This window comes from Marisediminitalea sp., assembly GCF_984433645.1.
Map to the genome: position 1 here is coordinate 1 of NZ_CFIDRX010000019.1, position 25,251 is coordinate 25,251.

Consider the following 25,251-nt stretch of genomic DNA (forward strand, 5'->3'; position numbering starts at 1 on the left):
ATGCAGTCTTTCTGTCACACTGCGGCGTATCCTAAGCCGGTTGATATCGATACTCAGCACACGCTGCCAGACTTCATCATGAACCGCGGCGGTGTTTCACTGCGTCCTGGTGACGGTATCATCCACAGCTGGTTGAACCGTATGTTGTTGCCTGACACCGTAGGTACCGGTGGTGACTCTCACACTCGTTTCCCTCTGGGTATTTCATTCCCGGCCGGTTCTGGTCTGGTTGCGTTTGCTGCCGCGACTGGCGTAATGCCACTGGATATGCCTGAGTCAATTCTGGTTCGCTTTAAAGGCGAGCGTCAGCCTGGTATCACCCTGCGTGACCTGGTACACGCGATTCCGCTGTACGGTATCAAGCAAGGCCTGCTGACGGTTGAGAAGAAAGGTAAGATCAACGCCTTCTCTGGTCGTATCCTTGAGATCGAAGGTCTGGAAGACTTAACGGTTGAGCAAGCGTTCGAACTGTCTGATGCGTCTGCAGAGCGTTCTGCAGCGGGTTGTACCATCAATCTGTCTGAAGAATCTATTGCCGAGTACCTGCGTTCTAACATCACGATGTTGCGCTGGATGATCAACGAAGGTTACGGCGATCCTCGTACCCTTGAGCGTCGTGCACGTAAGATGGAAGAGTGGCTGGCTAACCCAACACTGATGCGTGCTGATGCCGATGCTGAATACGCAGAAGTCATTGAAATTGACTTGTCAGAAATCAAAGAGCCAATTGTGTGCTGTCCGAACGATCCAGACGACGCGAAAACGCTGTCTGACGTGGCAGGTGACAAAGTAGACGAAGTCTTCATTGGTTCTTGTATGACTAACATTGGTCACTTCCGTGCAGCAGGTAAACTGCTTGATAATTACGGCAAGACGCTGCCAACCCGTCTGTGGATTTCTCCTCCAACTAAGATGGATAAAGCCCAGTTGATGGAAGAAGGTTACTACAACATCTACGGTCGTGTGGGTGTGCGTACTGAAATGCCTGGCTGTTCACTGTGTATGGGTAACCAGGCGCGTGTGGAAGCCGGTGCTACGGTACTGTCTACTTCCACCCGTAACTTCCCTAACCGTTTAGGTGATGGTGCTAACGTATATCTGACTTCTGCAGAACTTGCAGCAGTTGGTGCAATCGTTGGACGTTTGCCAACGGCTGAGGAGTACATGGAATATGCAGGTAAGATCGACTCAATGGCAGCCGATGTATACCGCTACCTGAACTTCGACAAGATGGACAGCTTCAAGAAAGCGGAAGAAGATGCGAAGGCTAAGATCATTCCAACGTTGAATGTTGCCTGAGTTAGCATATAAACTAGCAAGCCGGGCACCGTAAGGGCCCGGCTTTTTTTATGCTTAAACAACAAGGAATCATCATGCGTACTCGCAACCGACTACAAACTGGCCTGATATTAAGTGTGCTGTTTAGCGCGCTGGTGTGGCTTTCGGCTCAGGCATCATCTGATGTCGAATTTGATTCGGTGCGAATACAAATTAATGATATAAAGCTTGAACTTGAATATGCACAGCAATTTGAGCAGCGGGCCAGAGGCTTGATGTTTCGCAAATCTTTGTGCGAGGATTGCGGGATGCTATTTCGATTTGAACCAGAAAAACAAGCAAGCATGTGGATGAAGAATACTTTCATACCACTGGATGTGGCATTTATCGACAGAAACGGCGTGATCACTGATATCAAAGCGCTGCACCCACACGATCTTACGTCGGTTGGTGCATCAGGCGTGGTGAAGTATGCGCTAGAAATGAACCAAGGTTGGTTTGCACAGCACGAGATACGTGTTGGTGACCAACTGGTTGTCAATCCTTAAACTGAGAACTCTCAGCGTAATAACGGAGAACACCGTGAGCAACGCGTTAACCATTGCAAAATTTGGCGGCACCAGTGTGGCCAATTATGCGGCCATGCAAAATTGTGCCAAAATTGTTGCGGGTAACCCTGCAACCCGTATTGTTGTTGTCAGTGCCGCGGCTGGCGTAACAAATTATCTGGTTAGTCTGGCCCACACCCCGATGACCCAGGAACAAATCAATGACACCGTTCAGTCGATTATTGATATTGAACTGGCTATCTTAAATGCCCTGAAAGACAAAGCGAACATTGAGCCTAAATTAAACGAGCTGCTTGATGAATTGCGCAGTTTGGCAAGCCATGAAGAAATCCTGCACCGCAACGACTTAAAAGACCAGTTGCTGTCGATGGGTGAGCGCATGTCTTCACTGATGTTTTCAGCCGTTCTGGCTGAACAAAATGTGCAAACACTGAACTTTGACGTGAGAAAAGTACTGCGCACAGACAGCGAATTTGGTGAAGCGGCACCGCAAATTGACGCCATCGCAGAAAACGCTCAAAAGCTGTTAAAACCTGAAATTGCCAATGCCATCGTAGTTACACAGGGGTTCGTCGGTGCCGATGAAGAAGGCCGAACTACCACGCTTGGACGAGGTGGCTCCGATTTTACCGCCGCTTTGCTGGCCGAAGGCCTGGAGGCAGATGTATGTGAAATCTGGACGGATGTGACCGGTGTATACACAACCGATCCACGTATTACGCCAGCAGCACACCCATTGCCAGAGCTGAGCTTTGAAGAAGCGGCTGAAATGGCGACCTTTGGTGCCAAGGTGCTTCACCCGGCAACCATGGAGCCTGCAGTGCGTAAGGACATCAAAGTGTTTGTCGGTTCCAGTAAAGAGCCTGAAAAAGGCGGTACCTGGATTGTTCGTGACTGCGAGCACGAGCCGTCATTCCGCGCCATTACGCGTCGTAAAGAGCAGGTTATGGTCACGGTAAAAACACCGAAAATGATGTACGCGCAAGGCTTCCTGCAACAGGTCTTTGCTATCATTGCCAAACACAAACTAAGCGTGGATTTGGTTACGACCTCTGAAATCTCTGTGTCATTTACACTGGATAACCCGGCTAATTCTGTTGCGCAGCGACTGAATCGGGAAACCATTGCCGAACTGGAAACCATCTGTGACGTTAAGGTTGAGCATGGCTTTGATTTGGTGACGGTGGTGGGAAACCACATGCAAACGGGTAAAGGCGTATCGAGCCGAATCTTTGCAGCGGTTTCCGATTACAACCTGCGAATGATTTGCTTCGGTGCTAACCCGCATAACATTTCGTTCCTGGTGAACGAATCTGACAGTACTGAAATTGTGAAAGTACTGCACAGCGAATTATTCGAGTAGTGTAAAGCATATAAGTACGAACCGTACACGGCGTGTCGGTTCCTTAGTTCATACCTGTTGAGAGCATCGGCTTAAACGATGCTCTCGTCATACATCACCCACTTGTTTCGCCCCTGACGCTTTGCGGTGTAGAGGGATTTATCTGCTTCATCGAACGACGGTATCGTGTGATCGCCCAACACATCCTGGCTTACTGATATACCAATACTGATCGTAATATGGTCGGCTACGCCACTGAAATCATGTGGGATTTGGGCTTCTTTGAAGGCATTTAAAATAGCCTCTGCTACCCGTATTGCGCCGGCCTGATCGGTGTCAGGAAGTAGGATGGCAAATTCTTCACCCCCGTAACGGGCCAGTAAATCCGTCTTACGGGGCAGGGTGGATTTCAGCAATTGCGCGACTTGTTTTAAGCATTCGTCACCCTGACCATGCCCGTAGTTGTCATTGTATTGTTTGAAGAAATCGACATCCAAAAGCATAACGCTAAGTGGCCAGCGTTGGCGCGAAGCCACATGAATCTCCTGTAGATAGCGCTCGTCGAGAGCTCGGCGGTTTGCAATTCCGGTCAGGGCATCCCGCAGACTCAGTTCTTCCAGCGTGGCTTTTTGGGTTTCTATGGTAGACGCAAACTGTTCAAAACTATGGGCTAGCTCGGTCATCTCATCCTTGCCGCTCATCTTAATTTCCCGGCTGTCACCGGCTGCGCGCTGTTGCACCTGATTGCGCAGTTTCTTGAGTCTGCGTACAACCGCATGGTGAATAAACAATACGAAAGCAACGTACGCAAGAAACACAAAAACAAATATGATACTGATATGCTGAATCTGCTGTGTGACCAGCCGTGAGGTATCGTAAGCGCGTTCCAGAACGGACTCATTCAACTGGTGAGATTCAAACTCATTCAAACGGGCGTAATCTGATATGAGATTACGTACAAAATTGCCTCGTCCACGCACCCGTCCTACAATTTTCAACTGTGACTGTCGAAGGGCAATAAGACCGGCCTTGTCATCCAGGATCATTCTGCGCAATTGCGTACTGATGGCTGACGCGCCTTGTATTTTGCTCGTGCGCTGGGCCTGTGACAGCGAATCCAGTTTGTCGAGCAGGGCACTGAGTGTTCGTTGCTGCTGACGTATTAAGCTTAATTGCTCTGTTGTCAGCACCTCGGATGCACGGGCAACAACATTGGAAAACGCCAGATACCAGGGTTGGTTGGCCAAATTAGTGACCGTCGCTGTTGCCGTATCCGTAATATTGCTGTGTAGCGTAAACAATTTGTCTTGCTGCGTGTTTAGCAGCGTGTTGACCGTGAGTTTTTGTTCTACCAGTGAATTTAAGTCTGCCAGTTCCCGTCGAATAGAGCGCAGTTGTGCAAGCATATAAGCGTTGTCGCTGCGATCCATTGCCACATCGTCCAAAGACGCCAGTTGTTGATTAATTGCATTGTAGGCAATGCGGCGCATCGCATCAGAATTTGCGCCTGACAACCGCTCAGTCACACTCATAAGTAAACTCATTTGTGAATACAATTCACCAGAGTGGACGACGGTTGGTAGTGATTCATCGGTCATCAAAATCAACGATTCTTCAAACGACTTAAGCTTCGAATAGGTGGTAACGGCAAGCACAAAGATCGACAGGATCAGAGTAACCAAACCAATATTGATGATACCGGTTAAAGAGTAAAGCCGCTTTTGATGGCTATCGGCAGTGACAGATTGTAAAGGCGATTGTTTTTTCATTAATCGTTCCTTCCAATCGAGGGCATGTAGTTAATTCTGCCTGACTTTCTGGCTGAAATGGTTTGTTGACGTCTCAGTACACTGATCACAATATCGGCAATCAGCGGCGTAACCTGCTGGCTAAACGGTACTTCTGTACCAAGTGTCAATGCGTCGTAGCCATCGCCACCGCCGGCCAGGAAGTCAGAAGTTGCCATGCTGTAAATGCGGGCTTCCTCCAGCGGTTGTCCGTTTACCATGACCTGTTTAACACGCTCACCCACCGGGGCGTTTAAATCAACGTTCATCGAAATACCAGAGACGTGAGGAAAACGGCCCGCGACCTGTTCTACCTGACTTAATCCATTTTCCAGTGCGGCTTTGATATGCCGACCAGCCAGGCGTAGCACGGTGATACGGCTGCGAAACGGTAATTCTGTGGAGATATCTTCCCGGGTGAGAACGTAACCAGGGCTATAGGTTCGCTCGCCTCGAATTGCGCCACCATTTATCAGTGCTACATCGGTATGACTTGCGCTGCGCAACGCGTCGCTGACCAAATTGCCAAACCCATTTTCACTGGTTCTGACATCGTAACGCTGCGTATTCATGCTGGTTGCCAGTGTGGCGATTTCTTCTCCGAGCAGCGCACTAATTCGGTCGTCATATGCATTTATTTGCGTGTCTACTACTTTGTCGGCTTGCAGTTGATTTAGCGCTATTGTGTCTACAGCGACCTGTTTTGCGGTGTCAGAGTCCTGCCAGCTAATGGTGACAACAGCCGAGGTACCGGGTGAGGTGATAAAGACGTAACCCGGGTGTTCACTGCTGTGTTGATTATCGCTGGACAGGGTATAGTGAGGATCGGTTCGCAACACGACATCTACGCTGCCTTGTTCTAACAGATCGTGTACAAAGTCGTGCCTGTCAGAAATCATCAATACGACGACATCGGCCCCTTCAGCCTTGAGCAGCGCTATCTGCTCTCGCACGGCGTTGCGGGGTTGAGTGATCTGTAGTCGCTGTAACAAATATTCTTCAATAACAGAGTCATGGATTAGCGCAATAACACCTACTTTGATGCCAGGCTTTTCAATGATAATTCTTCTGACTGCGCCGTCGATGTTTGCCCCGGTCAGCGGATCGATGGCATTACTCAGCACCATAGGAAAAGCCGCTTCATAGGCGCGCAAAGAAAACTCATCTTCATAGTAACTGAATTCGCGCTTCGCCACTGCCATGGCGTCGGGCTCCAGGGTATTTAGGATATCAATGATGTGGGCACCGCGGTCGAAAGACGACAGCATACTGGGCGCCAGGCTACCTCCGCCAAATAGAAAGGTCGTAGTGGAGTCGGTTTCGCGAGTTTGTTCCAACAGCGTGGCTAACTGTGCATAACTGCCGTGCGGTTCGTTTTTTATCAGGGGGAGCTCAGCAGCGTACACAATAGTAAGTTGATGAGAGGCAGCGAGTACGCTCGAGGGCACTAGTGATACAGCAATAGACATCGCCAGAATAATAAGTGAACGGTACACGCTAAACAAACTCCTGTAACCCCCACGTCATTCAGACATGGTTACGCCGCTTTGGTCATTGTCGCGGATTAAAGCCCGAAGAAAAAGGGTTTTCGCATAAAAAAACATTTACGTATCCGAAAGATAACCCTCAACACGGTTTCTTCCTGCATCTTTGGCCAGGTACATCGCCTTATCGGCCTGATCTATCAGCTCTGCCTGGTGCAATGATACACCTGGTGCTTTAGTTGCTACACCAATAGATACCGTAAGTACGTGATAGGGCGACATGACATGCGAAATGCCGGCACTGACGATTTGCGCGCACAGGTTTTCAGCTACTGCCAGTGCATCGTCGTACTCTGTATCTCGCAACACAATAACAAACTCTTCACCACCCAGCCGGCACACAAAATCAGTGGCCGCATGTGTGTTTTGACGAAGTATAGTGGCGACATCCACCAAGGCTTTATCCCCTTGGTTATGGCCATAATTGTCGTTGAAAGACTTAAAGTGATCGACGTCGATTAGCAGTAATGACAGGGGCATTCGCGTGGTTTCATCACTCTCGGCAAGTGTCTGTAAATGCTGATCAAGATAACGGCGGTTGGCGATACCGGTAAGTGGATCGGTATAGCTCATGTTTCTAAGCTGCTTATTGTGCTCAACCAATTCCGCCTTTTGGTCTTTGACTAATGCAAATAAACTGTCGATGTGATTACCCAGCCTGCCTATTGCATCATAACCTTTTAAGTCAATGCGTTTTGAAAAGTCCGAGGTGTCCATGACTTCTGCCACTATATCCACCATCTTGCCAAGCGGCACCAGAATTTGATGACGGATAAACAAATAAAACAGGTACAGCATCAATGTTGCGGCTAGTAAGCCAACCAGCAAAGTCTGATCAAACACTCGGCTATCAAATGGATAGCGCGTTTCGTTAAAGCGCAATATAAAAAAGGGGCGGCCCAGATAGTCGTTAAACAACAGATCGAGCTGACGGTTATTTGCTTCTCCGTGTAAGCTTGACGGAGTATACGCAGAGACTACATTGGCGGGAATGTCAGTAGCCGATACTACGGAGATAAGTGACAGAGGTTTCTGCAACGCCAGGCTAAGTTGCGAGATGCGTTTGTCATTGATGTACGACCAAATAAGACTGGTTCCGGCAATGGTGCCAGAGGCATCGCCGCTGGTTATGGCATGAGACAGCACGATGGCTGGCCGCTCATTAATGGTGACCAGGCCCCAGCGGGACATGGCTTTTTTATTCACTGCCACAGCATCGAACAAAAAGTGTTGGGTTATGGAATGGCCGGGCGTGGCAAAGATGGGATTTGAGGTTACTTTGTAGGGTAACTCGATACTTTGACCTGCAATGAGGCGGTGGTCATGGGCGTAAAAGTACCAGCCGTTAATATTGAGCTGACTAAAGGTTTCATGCAAAAAGTAAGTTTCCTCAAACCACTCGTTGTTTCGGTCTATGGCAGCCCGGTGCATTTTATCCCATACGGCGTTGTCTAACGAAATGCTGCGCAGTGTTTCAATTTGCTGACTGAATGCTTCCTCAAGACGCAACAGATCGGCCTTATTCGCACTATTGGCCATGTGTTCCAGGGCTGGTAATGTCCAATTGAAGCGAATGAATGCCTGGGTAGTAAGGCTGAAAATTAATGCCAACGCTACCGCAAGCAGTAGCTTGCTCCGAAGACTAACTGTCACGTCAATGCACCGTTAAAAATCTTACAATAAGCGTAGACGACAGCAGTAAAACCTCAACTAAATTGGCTCAATCCAGGTGATTCAGTGTGGCGGTGCTTTGACATTTGGCGAGCGCTTACGCACTATATCGGGGTAATTTGCAAAATCGACCAATATGATAGAAGTAACTCCACATCTGCATCTCGCAGAACAAGACATAGAATTACAGGCCATTCGCGCTCAGGGCAGCGGCGGGCAAAACGTGAATAAGGTAAGTAGTGCAATTCACCTGCGTTTTGATATTACCGCATCTTCCTTGCCTGAAGAGGTCAAGGCGCGTCTGCTGGAAAGCACCGATAGCAGGTTGACCGGTGACGGTGTGATGGTGATTAAAGCACAGCGATTCAGAACGCAGGAACAAAATCGCGAAGATGCCATTGCACGTCTGGTTGAGTGGATTGCAAGCCGTCTTAAACAAGATAAACCCCGCAAGGCGACTCGGGTAAGCCGGGCTGTTAAAGCCCGTCGTAAAGACGCCAAGCAAGCTCAGAGTCAGCGAAAACAGCAGCGGCAAAAAGTGCAGTTTTAATGTTTAAGCCAGCGCTTGATGTGCGTGACCAGCATATCGACACGCGCAGGACGTGGCTTTAAATGATGCTCTGCTAAATAAATGGTTTCACTAACCGGCACATCGAGTTGGTGAATGCGAATGGCATGTTGGTTCGGAAAAGCGGCCACGGCATGTGCCGGAAGCACTGTAGCACCGAGCCCCCGGCTGACTGGTTCCAGTATTAACCCAATCTGATTTGAGAACCCCGTTTGAGGTAACGATGCCGCCGAGCGATACTGTGGATAGTTCGCGCCTAACAGTAACTCGGCATGATGGGCCGAATCGGGATGGGCAATAAACCCCAGTGTTTCCAGTGTTTGCCAGGAACAATCTTCTACTGCAGCAGGTGTAACCAGTAACAGGGGCTCTTCAGCCAGGGGGGTCGTGACAATTTCACTATGTAATGACGTTCTTGTCATTAAGCCAATATCAATAGTGTTCTCTAACAGTGCTTTGTCGATGTCGCGATTAGGCGCGAAGCGAAATTCAACACTCAGGGCAGGATGTGTCTGCTGAAGATCCAGACAATGGGGATACAACTTAAGCCCAACGCTGCCCGGCGTCATGATCCGTAACTTGCCTTCATCAGGGGTATCAAATCCAATGTGCTGTTCGAGATTATTGATGGCAGCCAGTACAGCATTCGCATCGTCGAGCAGCCTTAGCCCGGCATCGGTGAGAACAAACTGCTTTCCTTCTCGAATAACCAGTGTCTGTGCCAGGTGGTCTTCCAGTTTTGCCAGGTGCTGACTGACCCCAGACTGGGTCATAAAGAGCTTATTAGCAGTGCGAGTAAAGCTCTTTTCCTCGCAAAGCGTGCTAAAGGTCAGTAACCACTTTGTGTTTATCATAACGAAATGTAATTTATTTAATGATAATTGATAATTTTACGTAATTGATGGCGAAAGTTAAGCTTTATTCCACCAACTTAGGAGGAATGATGAGTAACACTTACCCAAGAACATTTTCCCACATCGGTATTTCTGTCCCCGATCTGGAGAAAGCCGTAGCGTTTTACACCGAGGTATTAGGCTGGTATCTGATTATGCCACCGACATCAATAACGGAAGACGACTCACCCATTGGTGAAATGTGCACTGACGTGTTTGGCAAAGGCTGGCAGCATTTTAAAATTGCCCACCTTTCTACCGGGGACAGAATCGGCGTCGAGATCTTTCAGTTCGACCAACAGCAAAACCCGGAAAACAACTTTGAGTACTGGAAAACCGGTATCTTCCACTTTTGTGTTCAGGATCCGGATGTAGAAGGGTTAGCTGAGCGAATTGAAGCGGCGGGTGGCAAGCGTCGCATGCCTGCGCCTCGTTATTATTATCCGGGTGAGAAGCCTTACCGTATGATCTACATGGAAGACCCGTTTGGCAATATTCTTGAAATATACAGCCACAGTTATGAATTGATCTACAGTGCTGGGGCTTACTAACCTTCCTGTTAGCAGCGTCCTGAAGGACCCGGGGCGTTGCTGAACTTATCATCCGGTTCGCAAACAAAACCATTTCAAAATATGTCTGTAGCTTGACCAAAAGATAATCAGGTTGCATGCTGACCTTAACATAGCACTGCAGCAAACTGCAGTGCTGTCAGATCGCCGTTTTTACGCATTCCGTCTGTTTCGTCAGGCCCGGGTATAAGCGCAACTCTTATCGTTATACACAAAATAATAAAAGGGAACGTCATGAAAACAATGTCTTTACTGACAGCGGGCGTGTTGTCTGCCATGTTGTTCGGCTGTGGTCAGCCAGATACAGCGTCGCAACAATCCTCGCAAGCTAGTATGCCTTCTGCAGAGAACATCGCAGCGCGCGCAGGCGATGTGTCGATGGGCATGGAATACAATGTCCCGGTGGATTACTTCACCCTCGATAATGGCCTGAAAGTGGTGTTATCACCGGACAATACGTCACCCACTGTCACGGTGGCAGTGTATTACAATATCGGGTTTAGAAATGAACCCAGGGATCGCACCGGTTTTGCACATTTATTTGAGCACATGATGTTTCAGGGTTCTGAGAACCTGGGCAAAATGGAATTCGTTAAACTGGTTAATGACAACGGTGGCGTTTTGAACGGTTCGACGCGTTTTGACTACACCAACTACTTTGAAATCGTGCCATCGCATAAACTGGAAACCTTCTTATGGGCAGAAGCCGACCGTATGAAAGGCCTGGCGATTACGCAGGAAAATCTGACTAACCAGCAAGGTGTGGTTAAAAACGAAGTTAAAGTCAATGTGCTGAATCAGCCCTATGGCGGCTTCCCTTGGCTGGACATGCCGCAGTATGCCTTTAATAACTGGTACAACGCGCACAATTTCTATGGCGATCTGGCTGATCTGGATGCCGCGTCGCTGGAAGACGTAGATGCGTTTTTTAAGATGTATTACGCGCCGAATAACGCGGCGTTGGCTCTGGTGGGTGATTTTGACCCAGCAGAAGCGAAAACGCTGGTGGAGAAATATTTCGGGAATATTCCATCGGCAGAAATAGCACCGCAGCCCGATTTAACTGAATTACGTCAGGAAAAAGAACAGGTCTTCAATAAGTTCGATAAGCTGGCGCCAAAACCTGCTTTTGCTTTTGCCTACAAAATGCCACCGCGGGGGACGCCTGAGTATTACGCCATGGGTATCATTGATCAAATCCTGGTTCAGGGCGAAGACAGTTTGCTGTATCAGGAGTTAGTGAAAAAACGCCAGATAACCGGTGACGTTGGCGGTGGTATTAACTATCTGCTGGGCAATATGTTCAACTATAACGGCCCTATGTTGTGGATGAGTTCATTTACCCATGACGACAATATCAGCCGGGAGCAAATTACCCAGGCCATTGACAGTGTGGTAAACCAGTTAACAGAAAAGCCAATGAGCGAAGAAGCCATGTCTCGAGCGATTGTAAAAATTCGCTCAAGCCTGTTTGATGCCATCGATGGTTATTATGGCTTTGGACGGGCCGACTTACTGGCCAGCTTCGCCTTGTTTGACAACGATCCGAACAAGATCAATGAACTGGAAGCGAACTTTAAACAGGTAACGCCGGAGCTTATCATTCGCACCGCCAAGGAATATCTGCGACCCACTAATCGTACCGTTCTCACCGTTACCCCGGGCGAAGATCCTGCGACCCAGCCAGCCAGTGACAAGGAGTAATCAGCATGACATTATTTAAAACACTCTCGCTTTGCGCCGCGGCACTGATGGTTTCCGCTGTTTCCGTTGCGAAAGAGCTACCGCCTGCTGGTGGGAAGCCCAGTAATTTTGTTGTGCCTGAAACGCGCCAGGTGTCGCTGGACAATGGCCTGAAAGTCACATTTATTCCCTACGGCACTACGCCTAAGGCGACGGTGCGGTTGGTCACTCACACTGGCAATATAGATGATGGCGGTAAAATCTGGCTGTCTGATTTAAGCTTCGAAATGCTTCGTCAGGGTACGGCCAATCAGTCTGCGCAGGCTCTGGCAACGTCGGTAGCCAGTATGGGCGGACAGATAGACACGTCAGTGGGGCTGGATTCCAGCTGGTTGGGAACGGATGTACTCAGTGAGTTTGCAGACGATGCGGTTGCCGTCATTGCAGACATGGTCCTGAACGCCAATTTTGATGAGAGCGATCTGGCTCGCATTAAGGTCGATCGCCAGCGTGAACTTGACGTTGCAAAGTCTCGTCCTTCGAGTAAGGCAACCGAGGCTTTCTATCACAAGATATACGGCAACCACCCCTATGGACAGTTGTACCCAACGCAGGAGTCGCTGGCGTCTATAACGGCTGAAGAGACTGCCGCCTTCGTAGCAACCAACCTGGTACCAAATCGCAGTCATCTGTATGTATCCGGTGTGTTTGATGAAGCCGCTGTACTGGCAGCAGTGAAGAGCGCCTTCGGTGAATGGCAAGCCGGTGCTGAACCTCAGCGCAAAACTGTACTGGCTCAGGCTGGTCCGTCGGTTACCGTAATCGATCGTCCTGATGCGCCGCAGTCAACACTACGTTTAGGTTTAGCGACTTTTGGCCCGGGTCATAAAGATGCCATGACCATGAATGTGATGAACACGCTGCTGGGCGGTGCTTTCTCCAGTCGCATTACCTCAAACATTCGCGAAGACAAAGGGTATACCTACTCACCGCGTTCGTCAGTAATGGACCGTGTTGGTACCGGGTTTTGGTATCAGGGCGCAGATGTGACCGCTGAAGCGACAGCGGCTTCACTAAGTGAAATCGTAAAGGAAATCAACTTGCTGGCTAACGAACATCCGTCTGAGAAGGAGTTGACGGGGGTGAAAAATTACATGGCCGGGATATTCGTACTGCGCAACAGTTCTCGCGGAGCCATTATTAGTCAACTGGCATTTACTGAGCTGCATGGGTTGGATGCGTCTTATCTGCAAACCTATGTTGATAAGATCTACGCCACTACCCCTGCGGAAGTCAGCAATGTGGTGAAACAATACCTGGATGTGTCAAAAATGCATTTGGTTGTCGTAGGAGATGAGGCAGATGTAAAAGCACAGCTGGCCACTCTCGATGGACTATTTGCCTTGTAGCTACATCATTATACCCAGCCGGGTTACCGGAATACATACCGGTAGCCCGACATATCATTGCACTCAACCCTTCTCTTTTAATAATGCCCTTGATTGCGACCCCGAATACGCTTTAAGCAGTTCGCATCTGGAACAATGCAACGGTTCACATTGACCTCTCGAAAGCACTGGCCTAGCGTGAGTCATGTTAAAAAAAAGCCGTTTCTTTATGCCATCTAATATATCCATTTTGCGATTTCTGCTACTCATTGCTTTTACTTTGAATAGCGCTGTGTTGCATGCTTCTGAACCCAGTTCATTTGATTTCACTGCCAATCAAGGCAGGTTACTTTTGCATGTGACACACAAGGATCCCTTGTTAACCTGGGCGGTGAATGATTTTGCCGACAACGTTGGGCGCAGAGCGGGGCGCTCGATAGAAGTAACAGAGCAATATGTCGAAAGCGGCGCGGGTATTCTGGTGACCGTTGATCCTTTTCACCCCAGGCTGAAATCCCTGGAAAATACTCCCCATGGTCAATGGGAAGGCTTTGCTGTGTTCGTGTCTGGTGAGACGTTACATGTCGTTGGCGCAGATATCAGGGGCGCGGTTTATGGTTTGATGACCATCGCCGAGAAAGTGGGTATTTCACCGTGGCATTGGTGGGCAGATGTTGAAGTGGCGGCAGGCGCAGTAGATAAAGCGTCACTCATTCTATCCGGGTTACCCATGCTCGAAAGCCCGGCGGTGAAGTATCGTGGGGTATTTTTAAATGATGAGGATTGGGGGTTGTTGCCTTGGGCTGCGAAGACGTTTGAGCCTGAAACCGGCAATATTGGTCCGCGCACCTACGAAAAGATATTCCAGTTGCTGTTGCGTCTCAAAGCAAACACGATTTGGCCTGCTATGCACCCGGGAACAAAGGCGTTTTTTACTGTACCGGGAAATAAAGCAATGGCGCAGCGCTATCAGATTCACGTTGGCACATCGCATGCTGAGCCCATGATGCGCAATAACGTCTACGAATGGCAGACAACACAGCGCGGTCAGTTTGACTATGTGAACAATTCTCAGCAGGTATTGGAATACTGGCAGAGCCGGGTCGAGGAATTGGGCGACGTGCCGGATTTACCTTTGTTTACACTGGGAATGCGGGGCATTCATGACAGTCACATGCAAGGTACGTCGTCGATAGAGGAGTCCGTCGCAGTATTGCAGCAGGTGATTCAAAAGCAACGTCAGTTGTTACGTGAAGTCTATGGAGACAAACGGGCTATCAAACAGGTCTTTACGCCTTACAAAGAAGTGCTGGCTCTCTACAATGCCGGATTAGCAGTACCGAAAGAGGTGACGCTGGTTTGGCCGGATGACAACTACGGGTATATTCGACGTCGCAGCAATCCGCAAGAACAGCTCAGAACCGGTGGAAGCGGGGTCTATTATCACTTAAGTTACTGGGGCAGGCCCCATGACTATCTGTGGTTGAGCTCTACGCATCCCGCGTTAATTCAGGTTGAAATGGCAAGGGCTTATGCAGATGGGGCTAAGCAATTATGGATTGCCAACGTCGGGGACATTAAACCAATTGAGTACAATACAGAGTGGTTTCTTGAATTAGGCTGGTCAGGCCCAGAACTGGACGTTAATAACGCCAGATCATTTTTACAACAGCAGTTTGCTCGGGATTTCGGACCGGCACTCGCCGAACCTTTAGCAGATTTGATGCTGACGTATTATCACCTGGCGTTTATTCGGCGGCCTGAATTCATGGGCTGGAGCCAGACCGAGCCCACTACGCCTACATCACTGACGAGCTGGTCTGAATCATTCATTCATAATCGGTTGCAGGCGTATCAGCGCTTGGAGGACTCGATGCGCGCATTGGCGCGTCAGGTGCCAGCCCAATTACAGTCGGCATGGTATCAATTGGTGGCTTATCCCATCGAGGGCGCGGCGGCGATGAATCGAAAATGGCTTTACCGTCAACTGGCAAGCACAACCGTGAAGCCTGACGTACGTGAAAGTTACAGGGCGAAGGCAGTGCAAGCGCATCGGCATATTCAGCAACTAACCGACCTGTACAATAGCCAGAACAACGGTAAATGGGCGGCCATGATGGATGCGAGCCCGCGTCGTTTACCTGTGTTTGACTCGCCCTCGCTCATTAATGGAGGGCCATTGTCTACCTCCGGTTACCAAGAGCCGGTGGTGCTTGCATCAGCGGATACTTGGGCCCCGAAAGGGGCGCAGTGGCGCGCAATTCCAGAGCTGGGCTATTCCCGTCACGCACTGACGGTATTTCCATTGGCGACCAGATCCTTTGAATCTAAGCAACCCACTGTGAGCTATGCGTTTGATTTGCCCGTTAGCGGTGATGTAAACATTGAGATAGCGACATTGCCCACTCATGCGAATCAGTTTGATCATCAGTTAAAGGTATTACTCAACAACAAGCAGGTTGAGCAAATTGCGCTTAATTCCCGAGGGAGAAGCGAGGCCTGGAAACAAGGTGTGCTGGCAAATCGAAGGGTAAACAGGCTTCATCTGTCTTCGCTTTCCGCAGGGCATCATGTCTTGACGTTAGCGGTGAATCAAACGGGTATTGTTATCGATGAAGTAACGATGACGCAGGCAGGAAAGACAGCAGAGAAATAACACATCGGGCAAACGACACCGCCGTTTGCCCGATACCTGTGTTTATACTTTGAACTGGCGAATTGAGCTTTGTAACTCTTCGGCCAAACGGGCGACTTCGGAGCTGGACTCCGACGTCTGTTGTGCACCCACGGTAGTTTCTTCGGCAATGCCCACGATGGTTTCCAGTTTCTCGCTGATATCCTGAGACACCAGATTTTGCTCGCGTGCAGATTGTTCGATTTGCGAACTCACGTCATGGGCGCGATGCACAGCCTCGGAAATCACATCAAGAGCACGAGTGGCCATGTCGGTTTGTTCAACACATTTCGCCGTTTGCTCTTTGCCCTGATTCATCACGGCCACGGCTTTCTCCGCGCCTTCCTGAAGCACCTCAATCATGGCATTGATTTCTTGCGTGGATTCCTGAGTTCTGCTGGCAAGGGTTCGTACTTCATCCGCAACCACGGCAAAGCCCCGGCCCTGTTCACCAGCCCGGGCAGCCTCGATAGCCGCGTTCAATGCTAATAAGTTTGTTTGGTCGGCGATACCGCGAATAACGTCGAGTATGCTACCAATACTGGCGCTGTCCTGATGCAGTTTATTAATAACCTGAGCAGCCTGGTCAACGTCGCGCGCCAGTACTTCAATGGTTGTTTTATTTTCCAGTGAAATCGTACGCACTTTGTTGGACTCTTCGTCGGCGTGACGAATTTCTTCCAGTGTATTTTCTGCATTTTGTGTCACTAGCTGAGACGTTGAATGCATTTCGGTGGTGGCCGTTGCCACCAGGCCAATCTGCGTTTTCTGATCCTGAATCGACTTCGTGGTTTGCGTGGTAACCGCTGAGGTTTGTTCTGACGCTGCTGCGAGTTGTTCAGCGCGCAGATTAATACCCTGGATAAGGTCTTTCAGACTGGATATGAGCTTATTACAGTTCTTTGCCAACTGACCGAATTCGTCCTGCTTGGAGTCGTCGAGGTTGTGAGTCAGATCACCAGAAGAGGCAATGTTAAGCAATTCGTTCACCTTCGCTAGAGGCACAGTAATGGCCGACACCGTTTTCATACCGGTGAAGAAGGCAACAACCAGTGAAATTGCAACAATAATGAAGACGCTGGTTGTCCCGGTCGCTACGCTGTCTGTGACTTTCTCTTCCAGTGATTTTGCTTTTTGGTTAGTCAGAGCCAACAGGTTTTCTAGCTCGTTAATGGCTTCTGAGGCTTTGTTGTCGGCCTGACTGAGAGACTGTTGCGTTTTATTTCTCAACTCCAGGCGCGTCATGTGTAGCTGGATAATTCCGTCGCTACCTGTGACGGCATCAATGGCATCGTTTACCAGGCCTTCGATATCACTTAACATGCCAGTGCTATCCTGGCCATCTGCCGCCGCTAACATGGCATCGAGTTGCTCGTTAATGGCATCGACCGCAAATTTAACTTCGTTACTCAGCGTATCTGCACGCACCAGGGTTTGCGTTTTAATGTAATCAGACGTCACCGTCATGAGTGTTAACAAACGGGTCTCTAATTCGCTGCCAAGCTGAGACGCTTTTTTGAGTTTAGTGCTTCTGGCTACTTCGTCTGTGTCGCTGAAGTCCAGCAGGTAAGTTGACGCATCGTCAGCATTGTCTTCCACGTCCATCAGGCGAGAGGACACTTCGTTGCGCTTATGCAGATATTGCAAGTGACTGTCGTACAGGCTGTTTACGGTAGACAAGTACTCTTCGTACTGACCGCGCACTGTTTGCAGTGACGCTTTAAGCTTGGGATCATTCTTGACGGTAACGGCCAGACTTTTGTACGCGGCGTCGAAACGCTGATTCGCTTCGTTAAAATTCGTTTGGCTAGTCTCTACTGAGGGAATGTCTTCAGAAATGTACGCTTCAAATGTCAATCGACCCATGTTGAGGAATGTGGCTTTTAGCGTGTTGCTTCCCACCACGGTTGGCATGGCAACCTTGTTGACTTCCTCTACGTCATCATGAACTGAACTCAAATTAACTAATGAAAATACACTAATAATAAGGAGTAATGCGCTAATTGCGACAAACCCGATGATGATTCGCGCTTTAACCGTTAAATTCATTCTGGCTCCCAGAGCTTTTTATAGTTTTTAGTATCCAAACAGTGTTTCTACGTCGCTTGTTCAGGCGTCTGGTATTACTGATTGGCTTTCAAGGTCCCGATGCTGTGTCCCCTACAGCAAAACTTCCATAACAGTCCCCGATAAGTCATACAACAATCATTGCTGTAGATACTTTTATACCAACCTTTACGGCATGATACAAAAGTATTAGGCATAAATTGCTGTGATCAGACTTCTTTAACTCCCTGTTTACACAGTATCGGACCAAAATTGAAAAAGGTTAAGCGCTGATCGCAAAAGTTTGCCCGAGATCCAGGTTTAACAGGGTCAGTTGGTTACCCCAGACATAACCGGTATCAAGTGCCCGGAACTGCGAGGACTCTGTGTGACCCATTAGGGCGGCCCAATGGCCAAATATGACCCGCTGTTCAGGCAGTAACTGAGGATTGTTCACTTTAAACCAGGGACAAAGTGAGCCCGGTGCATCTTTGGGGGCGTATTTGGCTTTCATATTCAGTCCGCCGTCGGCTGATAAGAAGCGCATGCGTGTGGTACTGTTGATGATGAATCGCTGCCGCGCCGCACCCGAAAGGCCTTGATCCCAATGCGTCGGGCCATTGCCATACATGTTTTCCAGCAACTGGCACCAACGGGCGCTTTGCAGCTCATCACTGATTTCCTGACTCAGGGCACACAGTTGTGACAAAGACCAGTCCGGGTATAAACCGGCGTGTACCATTATTGTATTGTCGTCGAGCATCATGGCCAGCGGCCATTGGCGGTACCACTCGATGATATCCGGGAGTTCAGGGCAGGCCAGTAAGGTATCCAGCTTGTCGTTGGCCTTGACTTTTTTCAGGCCTTGCGAGACGGCCAGGAAATGCAGGTCGTGATTGCCCAGTACGGTGCTGAACTGGTTTCCCAGACTGCGTAGAAGTCGAATTGTGCTCAGGGAGTCCTCGCCGCGAGCAATCAGATCTCCCACGGCGTAGAGTGTATCGCAGGCAGGATCAAACTTAACTTTGTCCAGTAATCGGGAAAGTCCTTCGTAACAGCCCTGAATATCCCCAATGACGTATCTTGCCATGTGCCTAATTAATAATGTTTGGCAGGGCTAAACGAAATGGATCGATTGGTACGCGAAAGGTATCGCCTTGCTCGGTTTTCATTTCGTAGTGACCTTGCATGGTGCCCACTTGCGTGTCGATCACTGAGCCACTGGTATATTGAAAACTTTCGCCGGGTTCAATGGTTGGTTGTTTGCCAACGACACCTTCGCCACTCACTTCTGTTTGTTTGCCATTGGCGTCAGTGACAAGCCAGTAGCGGTGGGTTAGCGTGACCGCGCAACTGTTGTGATTCATGATGGTAATTTGATAGGCAAATGCGAACTTGTCACTGTCGGAAGGCAGATGCTCCGGCAGATGCCGCGTTACTACCCGAATTGAAACCAATTCGGCCAAATTAGACTCAGGCGTCGGTGTTGTCATGTTCGTCTACCCAATTGGCTATCACGGCATAATCCTGCAACGACAGGGTTTCGGCGCGGCGGGTTGGGTCAATGCCCAGTGCCAGCAACTGTGCTTCTTCTATGCATTCTTTCAAACTATTGCGAATGGTTTTGCGGCGTTGATTAAACGCTAACGTACAGACGCGTTCGAGGGTTTTTACTGAGCTTACCTGCACCGGAGGCGTAGTGTGCGGGGTTAATCTCACCACCGCAGATTCCACTTTGGGAGGTGGCACAAATGCACCGGGCGGCACGTTAATAACGGGTTGAACTTTACAGTAGTATTGCGCCATTACCGACAGGCGGCCATAGTTTTTATGCCCTGGCGTGGCGGCTAAGCGATTCACCACCTCTTTTTGAAACATAAAGTGCATATCTTTGATCAGATTTGCAAAACTGAACAAATGGAACATGATCGGCGTTGATATGTTGTACGGCAGGTTGCCAAATACGCGTAGCGGCGCATCGACCTTTGCGAGTTCAGCAAAATCGACTTTCAGGGCATCCTGCTCAACAATCGTCAGCTTGCTACCGTGGAAAGGGTGGTGACGCAACCGTTTTGCCAGGTCACGGTCCAGCTCTACCACGGTCAGCGCATTGACTCTCTCACAAACCGGATCGGTTAATGCGCCTAATCCGGGGCCGATTTCCACCAGGTTGTCGCCGTCTTGCGGATTAATGGCATCGACGATCTGTTCGATGACAAAGGTGTCATTTAAAAAGTTCTGACCAAACCGCTTACGCGCGGTATGACCTAAATGCGTTTTATTCATTGTTGGTGTTTTGCTAACTCGATTGCTTTAAGCATTGCCTGGGTAAAGCTGCCACTGTCGGCTTCGCCTTTACCCGCCAGGTCCAGCGCGGTACCGTGATCAACGGATGTACGAATAAAGGGTAATCCCAGTGTGATGTTCACGGATGCACCAAAGCCTTTATATTTTAGCACGGGTAGGCCCTGATCGTGGTACATCGCGAGTACAACGTCGGCATCGGCCAGGTATTTTTGTTGAAAAATAGTGTCTGCAGGCAGCGGACCGGTAATATGAATACCCTGTTCACGCAGCTCGTTCAGCGCAGGGGTAATGGTTTCGATCTCTTCCCGGCCAATGTGACCGTCTTCACCCGCATGGGGGTTTAAACCACATACATAAATGTGCGGCTGGGTAATGTTGAACTTCAGCTTCAGGTCGGTGTGAATGATGTGAATGACCTTGTGCAATCGCTCGCGCGTAATCGCTCTGGACACATATTCCAGCGGAATGTGTGTGGTAGCCAGCGCAACATTCAGACCTTCGGTAGACAGTAACATTACCACATCAATCGTATTCGATTGATGGGCAAAGAACTCAGTGTGGCCACTGAATGAAATACCGGCTTTATTGATGATGCCTTTGTTCACCGGGCCGGTAACGACCGCATCAAAATCGCCTTCGATGTTTGCCTGGCATGCCTGGCGTAGTGTTTCTACGACGTAGTGGCCGTTTTCACTGTTCAGTTCACCTGGCACCACAGGAACAGCCGCTGGAATGGGCTGGATGAATAGTTCTCCGGGTTCCTGGATGCGGGTTTCGCCGGGCGTATAGTGTGTCAGCTTGAGTGGTTTACCCAACATGCTGGCACGTTCCTGCATCATGGCTTCGTCGGCGAAAATAACCAGCTGCGCTGGCCACGATTGTTGGGCCAGTTCAATAGTCAGGTCAGGTCCAACCCCGGCGGGCTCGCCAGGGGTTACTGCAATTTTTAACGGTGTCATTAAGAGGCCTTAAGTTTACTCACTAAGGACTTCGATATAAGCCGTGTCACGCATTTCGCGTAACCAGTTCTCGCTTTCTTCCGCAAATTTACGATTGTAAAGGAGTTGGTAGGCTTTCTCTTCCTTGCGTTGATCAGTTGCGTCGTCCACCCGGCGTTCAAGCAATTGAATTAAATGCCAGCCGTGGGTAGAGCGTACTGGTTCACTGTACTCTCCGGGCGCCAATTTAGCCAGCGCATCTTTAAATTCCGGTACGTACATGTTCGGGTCAGCCCAACCTAATTCACCACCACGCAATGCAGAGCCTGGGTCAGCAGAGTGTTCCTTGGCTAACTCTGCAAAATCAGCGTCACCTGCAATGACTTGTTCTTTAAAGTCTTTAAGCATTTTTTGAGCGCGTTCCTCGCTCAGAATGATAGACGGCTTTATAAGGATGTGACGTGCATTGACCTCTTCCACTTCAACGACTTCAATACCACGGGTATCCAGAATTTTCAGAATGTGGAAACCGGCGCCGCTTCGAATCGGACCAATCAGCGCGTTTTTGCGTTTTCCTTGCACAGCGTCTGCAAACAGCGTAGGCATGGCATTGATGTTCATCCAGCCCATGTTACCGCCGTCTAGGGCTTCTGATCCTGAAGATGCTGCAATGGCGATACGTGCAAATTCAGAACCATTGTTCAGCAGGTCAATAACTTTGTCGGCACGTTCACGGGCTTCAGCAATGTCTTCGTCGGTAGGATCTGCCGGGAATCCAATCAGAATGTGGCCCAGTTCGTACTCTGCCTGATCGCCACCTTGTTGAGCAATGATTTCCATCAGGTTGGAAATTTCCTGAGGCGTGATGTAAATACGACGACGCACGTTGGCGCGGCGCACTTCGCCCATAATCATCTCTTCGCGCACTTTTTCGCGATAATCGTCATAAGTCATGCCCTGACGCGATAATTCTTCACGCAATTGGGCTACCGATACGCCCTGATTGCCTGCAATATTCGCGATGGTTTGATCTAACTGCGGATCACTGATTCGGATCCCCATCATTTCCGCGCGCTGTAGCTGCAAATTTTTCAGAATTAAGCGCTCAATGGCTTGCGTGCGAAGCGCGAGATCAGACGGTAATTTCTGGCCTTTGGCTTCAGCATCTGCTTTTACCTCGTCGACCAGGGCTTTGACTTCGCTTTCCAACACCACACCCTGATCTACGATCACGGCGACTTTGTCGAGCAATTGTACCTGAGCAACGGCAGGCAGGCTTAATACCAAACCCAATAACAAACCACGAATAATATACTTCATAAACTCTCTTGCTTAGTGTTTGAACGGTCAATGCTACGGTTAATTTAACACGTAGGGCTGGCGGTAACCGAACATGCCATCTTCCAGCATGTCGCGGTTTGAGCGCGCTGACCCAATTCCTTTAAATATAAATTGTAATCCGATACTCGAGTCAAACTCGTTGGTGTTCTGTTGACCCAACGCGTCGTAGCGATTGCTCAGGCTGCGTTGTGCGACTAAACGCACTGCCCAGCAACAGGACTCGTACTGTACCCCAAAATAGTTCTCGATGCTTCTGTCTCTTTCCAGATCCCGGTATGAACGTCCAACCCAATGCCAGTTTTTCGCAATCGGCCAACTGGCTGATATGCCCAACTGGTCAATGGTTTCACCTGACAAATCTCGCACAAAGCGGTGACTCATTTGCACCAGGCTTTCATTGTCGCGGCGGTATTCCAGCACCATGCTGCTACGTTCAACTTTGTCGTTGTCGGTAGCAATCTGCACGGTGGAGTGCACAAACCAGTTGTCGTCAAAGCGCCAATCCAGCTCCGCGGCTAACGCCGAACGATTGCGATCATCGGTAGTTGCCGTGATCCGGGTGTCTGCAAGATAGAATATCTGACCCAAACTAACGACAAATTGTTCCCTGTTTGCGTCGTCAATTACGCGAGAAGTGACACCCAGAGTAATTTGATTGTTATCGTTAATACGGTCAAGGCCAGTAAATTCCTGGCCTCGGAATAAGCCGTTTACGTCGTTTAGCAATGCAGTGGTGTCGTATAAACCGATGTTCGACTGGTCTTCGTACGAGGTGTACAGGTACTGAATTTTAGGTTCCAGCGTCACCGTCATGTTGTTGCCGAGCAAATTATCGTTGCGCTCCAGATACAACGAGCTGAATAAGCGTCCGCGGGTAAGTGTACGGTTGACTTCCTCTTCCAGCAGTGTGCCCTCTATTTCACGCTGGTGATAGTAGGTGTTCATCACCGTTAGCTCTGCGGTCATTTCCCCCCAGTAGCGTTGATAGGGCAAAGACAAAGTAGGAGCGACGTGCCAGCGCAGCGCAGTCGGGTTATTTTCCTGCGCGTTGTCGAAATACGCCAGTTCTGAATCCACGGTTAATGCCAGCATATCGCCCAACGGCTGACGCAATTGAATTTTTGCTTCAGGCAGGGCCCGGTAGATGTCTTCGTAATCGCCAATGGTGTCAAAGTCACGCACATAAAGGCTGAAATCAACATGATTGGAAAAATACTCTACGCCCAGTGTCCGGTTTATGGTGGTGTCTGAGCGGTTGTAAAAATCTGAGCCCAGATCCACGATGTAGTTGTTGTCGCTGATCCCATTCAGATCGGCATTCACCATCCAACTGTCACCCAGCGTACCCTGATGCTGGTAGCGGTAGAAGTATCGGCTGTCATCACTGGCCAGCTTGGTATCGTTGGGCAGGTATTCCAAAAACAGGTTGCCCTGTGAGCTCTCGGTCAGATAACGGAATTCAGTCTTTAACTGGACACCGCGATTCGACATCAATCGCGGGGAAATGGTCATGTCGTAATTTGGTGCGATATTCCAGTAATACGGTTGTTCGTAATCTATACCGGTAGACGTTGAGCTGCTAATCAGCGGGAAAAGTAAACCGCTCTGACGCTGGTTACTTACTGGAAAGGCAAAGTAAGGCAAGTAGAGCACGGGGACGTCACCCACGTAAAAACGGGTATGATGGGCTTCTCCCATGGTCTCGCCTTGCTCAATACTGATTTCTGAGGCAACCAGTCGCCAGTCTTCCTGACCCAGCGGGCACGTAGTGAAACTGACTTCTTTGAGGCTTATGCCATCGTCAGCGCTGATGTCGATTTCTTCAGCGGCACCATGCCCAACAAAGCCGGTTAACTGATAAACCGTATTTTGCATATTCAGGGTCTGAGTTTGCGAGCTGACTGATAAGCCGTCGCTGCTAACGCTGAGTTGACGGTCGCTGTAAGTAACGTTACCGGTTGCTGAAACGGATTTGCCGTTGTCACTGACTTCCGCTTTTTCAGCATGGATCACTGCACTGTCGGTGGTAATGTCTACGTTTCCGGCAAAGCTGGCCAATTGATTTTCCAGCACTTCCGCAGAGTCAGACATCACTTTCACTTGTTTCTTCGATAATAAACGGCTCTCATCGAATGGCGGTGGTGTCACAATACAGGCGGCATCTTCTGCGCTATCGCTTTGTGCCCAGGCTGGCAGAGTGAGTGAGGCAGCACACAGGTGACACAGCAATAAAACCGTTCGGGCGTGAGGCCTTGTGTTTGCGCAGGATGATGTCGACAACAAATTTACTTACTCGAAGTTCGCCGGTGAAAGTAATGAATCACTTACCACTAACAGCTGGTGCTACCGATAAGCGTTTGAACAAGGCGCTAATTCTATGCACTTCGTCGCCATTTACCAACAGCAGACCTTAAAAAAATCGAAAAATTCCCAAGATATCCCCAATTTCTTTGCTGAATAACCCAAGGTGTATCGATTTTTGTGCAATGACGACGCGTTTTCGTTGCTTCATCCGTTAAACAGGCCTAGTGAACAGGCTCGTCACATCGCGACCATTTTTGCTATTTCGCGTTAAAAATACACAAATAGCGGCGTGGCCTTGGGAGTTTACCGATGTTGTTCGGTAATGCATGATAAAGTACGCACGTTATTG

The 25,251-nt window shown here is 49.3% G+C and carries 19 protein-coding genes; 8 read left to right on the forward strand and 11 right to left on the reverse strand.

All coding sequences use genetic code 11. The features are described from left to right. From AC4MRN_RS04465 to lysC, 3 genes are all read left to right on the forward strand, one after another. Positions 1 to 1,299 (forward strand): bifunctional aconitate hydratase 2/2-methylisocitrate dehydratase (locus AC4MRN_RS04465; protein ID WP_491202616.1); only part of this gene is annotated, 1,299 nt, incomplete at its 5' end. Positions 1,300 to 1,349: 50 nt separating this feature from the next. After that, positions 1,350 to 1,826, forward strand: a complete 477-nt coding sequence (locus AC4MRN_RS04470; RefSeq protein WP_490402415.1) for a DUF192 domain-containing protein — start codon at positions 1,350 to 1,352, stop codon at positions 1,824 to 1,826. 34 nt (positions 1,827 to 1,860) lie between these two features. Further along, entirely contained in the window at positions 1,861 to 3,210 is a 1,350-nt protein-coding gene (gene lysC, locus AC4MRN_RS04475; protein ID WP_073320381.1) for a lysine-sensitive aspartokinase 3, read from the forward strand. Between the two features lie 71 nt (positions 3,211 to 3,281). Here lysC and AC4MRN_RS04480 read toward each other — a convergent pair whose 3' ends face one another. The 3 genes from AC4MRN_RS04480 to AC4MRN_RS04490 form a co-directional block, all read right to left on the reverse strand. Further along, positions 3,282 to 4,958, reverse strand: a complete 1,677-nt coding sequence (locus AC4MRN_RS04480; RefSeq protein WP_491202617.1) for a diguanylate cyclase — start codon at positions 4,956 to 4,958, stop codon at positions 3,282 to 3,284. Continuing rightward, positions 4,958 to 6,472 (reverse strand): bifunctional metallophosphatase/5'-nucleotidase, encoded by a 1,515-nt coding sequence (locus AC4MRN_RS04485; protein ID WP_491202618.1) that lies wholly within the window; start codon positions 6,470 to 6,472, stop codon positions 4,958 to 4,960. The genes AC4MRN_RS04480 and AC4MRN_RS04485 overlap by 1 nt, the downstream gene beginning before the upstream one ends. Positions 6,473 to 6,580: 108 nt before the next feature. Further along, complete coding sequence (locus AC4MRN_RS04490; protein WP_491202619.1) at positions 6,581 to 8,173, reverse strand: sensor domain-containing diguanylate cyclase; 1,593 nt, start codon at positions 8,171 to 8,173, stop codon at positions 6,581 to 6,583. A 154-nt stretch (positions 8,174 to 8,327) separates the two neighbouring features. Here AC4MRN_RS04490 and arfB point away from each other — a divergent pair, with 154 nt between their 5' ends. Then, entirely contained in the window at positions 8,328 to 8,741 is a 414-nt protein-coding gene (arfB, locus tag AC4MRN_RS04495; protein WP_155015795.1) for an alternative ribosome rescue aminoacyl-tRNA hydrolase ArfB, read from the forward strand. Here arfB and AC4MRN_RS04500 read toward each other — a convergent pair. After that, entirely contained in the window at positions 8,738 to 9,613 is an 876-nt protein-coding gene (locus AC4MRN_RS04500; protein ID WP_491202620.1) for a LysR family transcriptional regulator, read from the reverse strand. The genes arfB and AC4MRN_RS04500 overlap by 4 nt on opposite strands. Positions 9,614 to 9,702: 89 nt before the next feature. Here AC4MRN_RS04500 and AC4MRN_RS04505 point away from each other — a divergent pair, with 89 nt between their 5' ends. The 4 genes from AC4MRN_RS04505 to AC4MRN_RS04520 all read left to right on the forward strand — a co-directional run bounded on the left by AC4MRN_RS04505 (position 9,703) and on the right by AC4MRN_RS04520 (position 15,948). Next, positions 9,703 to 10,203 carry a lactoylglutathione lyase family protein gene (locus AC4MRN_RS04505; protein ID WP_073320366.1) on the forward strand — a complete coding sequence of 167 codons (501 nt, stop codon included), beginning with the start codon at positions 9,703 to 9,705 and terminating at the stop codon, positions 10,201 to 10,203. A gap of 252 nt (positions 10,204 to 10,455) precedes the next feature. After that, positions 10,456 to 11,925 (forward strand): M16 family metallopeptidase, encoded by a 1,470-nt coding sequence (locus tag AC4MRN_RS04510; protein WP_491202621.1) that lies wholly within the window; start codon positions 10,456 to 10,458, stop codon positions 11,923 to 11,925. A 5-nt stretch (positions 11,926 to 11,930) separates the two neighbouring features. Further along, positions 11,931 to 13,313, forward strand: coding sequence for a M16 family metallopeptidase (locus tag AC4MRN_RS04515; RefSeq protein ID WP_490402410.1), 1,383 nt, complete (start codon positions 11,931 to 11,933; stop codon positions 13,311 to 13,313). 208 nt (positions 13,314 to 13,521) lie between these two features. Beyond that, on the forward strand, positions 13,522 to 15,948 hold the full coding sequence (locus tag AC4MRN_RS04520; protein ID WP_491202622.1) for a glycosyl hydrolase 115 family protein: 2,427 nt from the start codon (positions 13,522 to 13,524) through the stop codon (positions 15,946 to 15,948). Positions 15,949 to 15,990: 42 nt separating this feature from the next. On the opposite strand, the gene AC4MRN_RS04525 is transcribed toward AC4MRN_RS04520, so the two are convergent. From AC4MRN_RS04525 to AC4MRN_RS04555, 7 genes are all read right to left on the reverse strand, one after another. Further along, positions 15,991 to 18,015 (reverse strand): HAMP domain-containing methyl-accepting chemotaxis protein, encoded by a 2,025-nt coding sequence (locus AC4MRN_RS04525; RefSeq protein WP_370240933.1) that lies wholly within the window; start codon positions 18,013 to 18,015, stop codon positions 15,991 to 15,993. Between the two features lie 280 nt (positions 18,016 to 18,295). Then, positions 18,296 to 19,102 carry a symmetrical bis(5'-nucleosyl)-tetraphosphatase gene (locus AC4MRN_RS04530; RefSeq protein WP_491055094.1) on the reverse strand — a complete coding sequence of 269 codons (807 nt, stop codon included), beginning with the start codon at positions 19,100 to 19,102 and terminating at the stop codon, positions 18,296 to 18,298. A 4-nt stretch (positions 19,103 to 19,106) separates the two neighbouring features. Then, positions 19,107 to 19,505 carry a Co2+/Mg2+ efflux protein ApaG gene (apaG, locus tag AC4MRN_RS04535; RefSeq protein WP_155015788.1) on the reverse strand — a complete coding sequence of 133 codons (399 nt, stop codon included), beginning with the start codon at positions 19,503 to 19,505 and terminating at the stop codon, positions 19,107 to 19,109. Continuing rightward, entirely contained in the window at positions 19,486 to 20,298 is an 813-nt protein-coding gene (gene rsmA / locus AC4MRN_RS04540) for a 16S rRNA (adenine(1518)-N(6)/adenine(1519)-N(6))-dimethyltransferase RsmA (protein WP_073320350.1), read from the reverse strand. Before rsmA ends, apaG begins: the two co-directional genes overlap by 20 nt. Continuing rightward, positions 20,295 to 21,278 carry a 4-hydroxythreonine-4-phosphate dehydrogenase PdxA gene (gene pdxA, locus AC4MRN_RS04545; protein WP_073320348.1) on the reverse strand — a complete coding sequence of 328 codons (984 nt, stop codon included), beginning with the start codon at positions 21,276 to 21,278 and terminating at the stop codon, positions 20,295 to 20,297. Before pdxA ends, rsmA begins: the two co-directional genes overlap by 4 nt. Before the next feature lie 15 nt (positions 21,279 to 21,293). Further along, positions 21,294 to 22,577, reverse strand: coding sequence for a peptidylprolyl isomerase SurA (gene surA, locus AC4MRN_RS04550; RefSeq protein WP_073320345.1), 1,284 nt, complete (start codon positions 22,575 to 22,577; stop codon positions 21,294 to 21,296). A gap of 39 nt (positions 22,578 to 22,616) precedes the next feature. Next, positions 22,617 to 24,827 (reverse strand): LPS-assembly protein LptD, encoded by a 2,211-nt coding sequence (locus AC4MRN_RS04555; protein ID WP_370240937.1) that lies wholly within the window; start codon positions 24,825 to 24,827, stop codon positions 22,617 to 22,619. Positions 24,828 to 25,251: the final 424 nt, after the last annotated feature.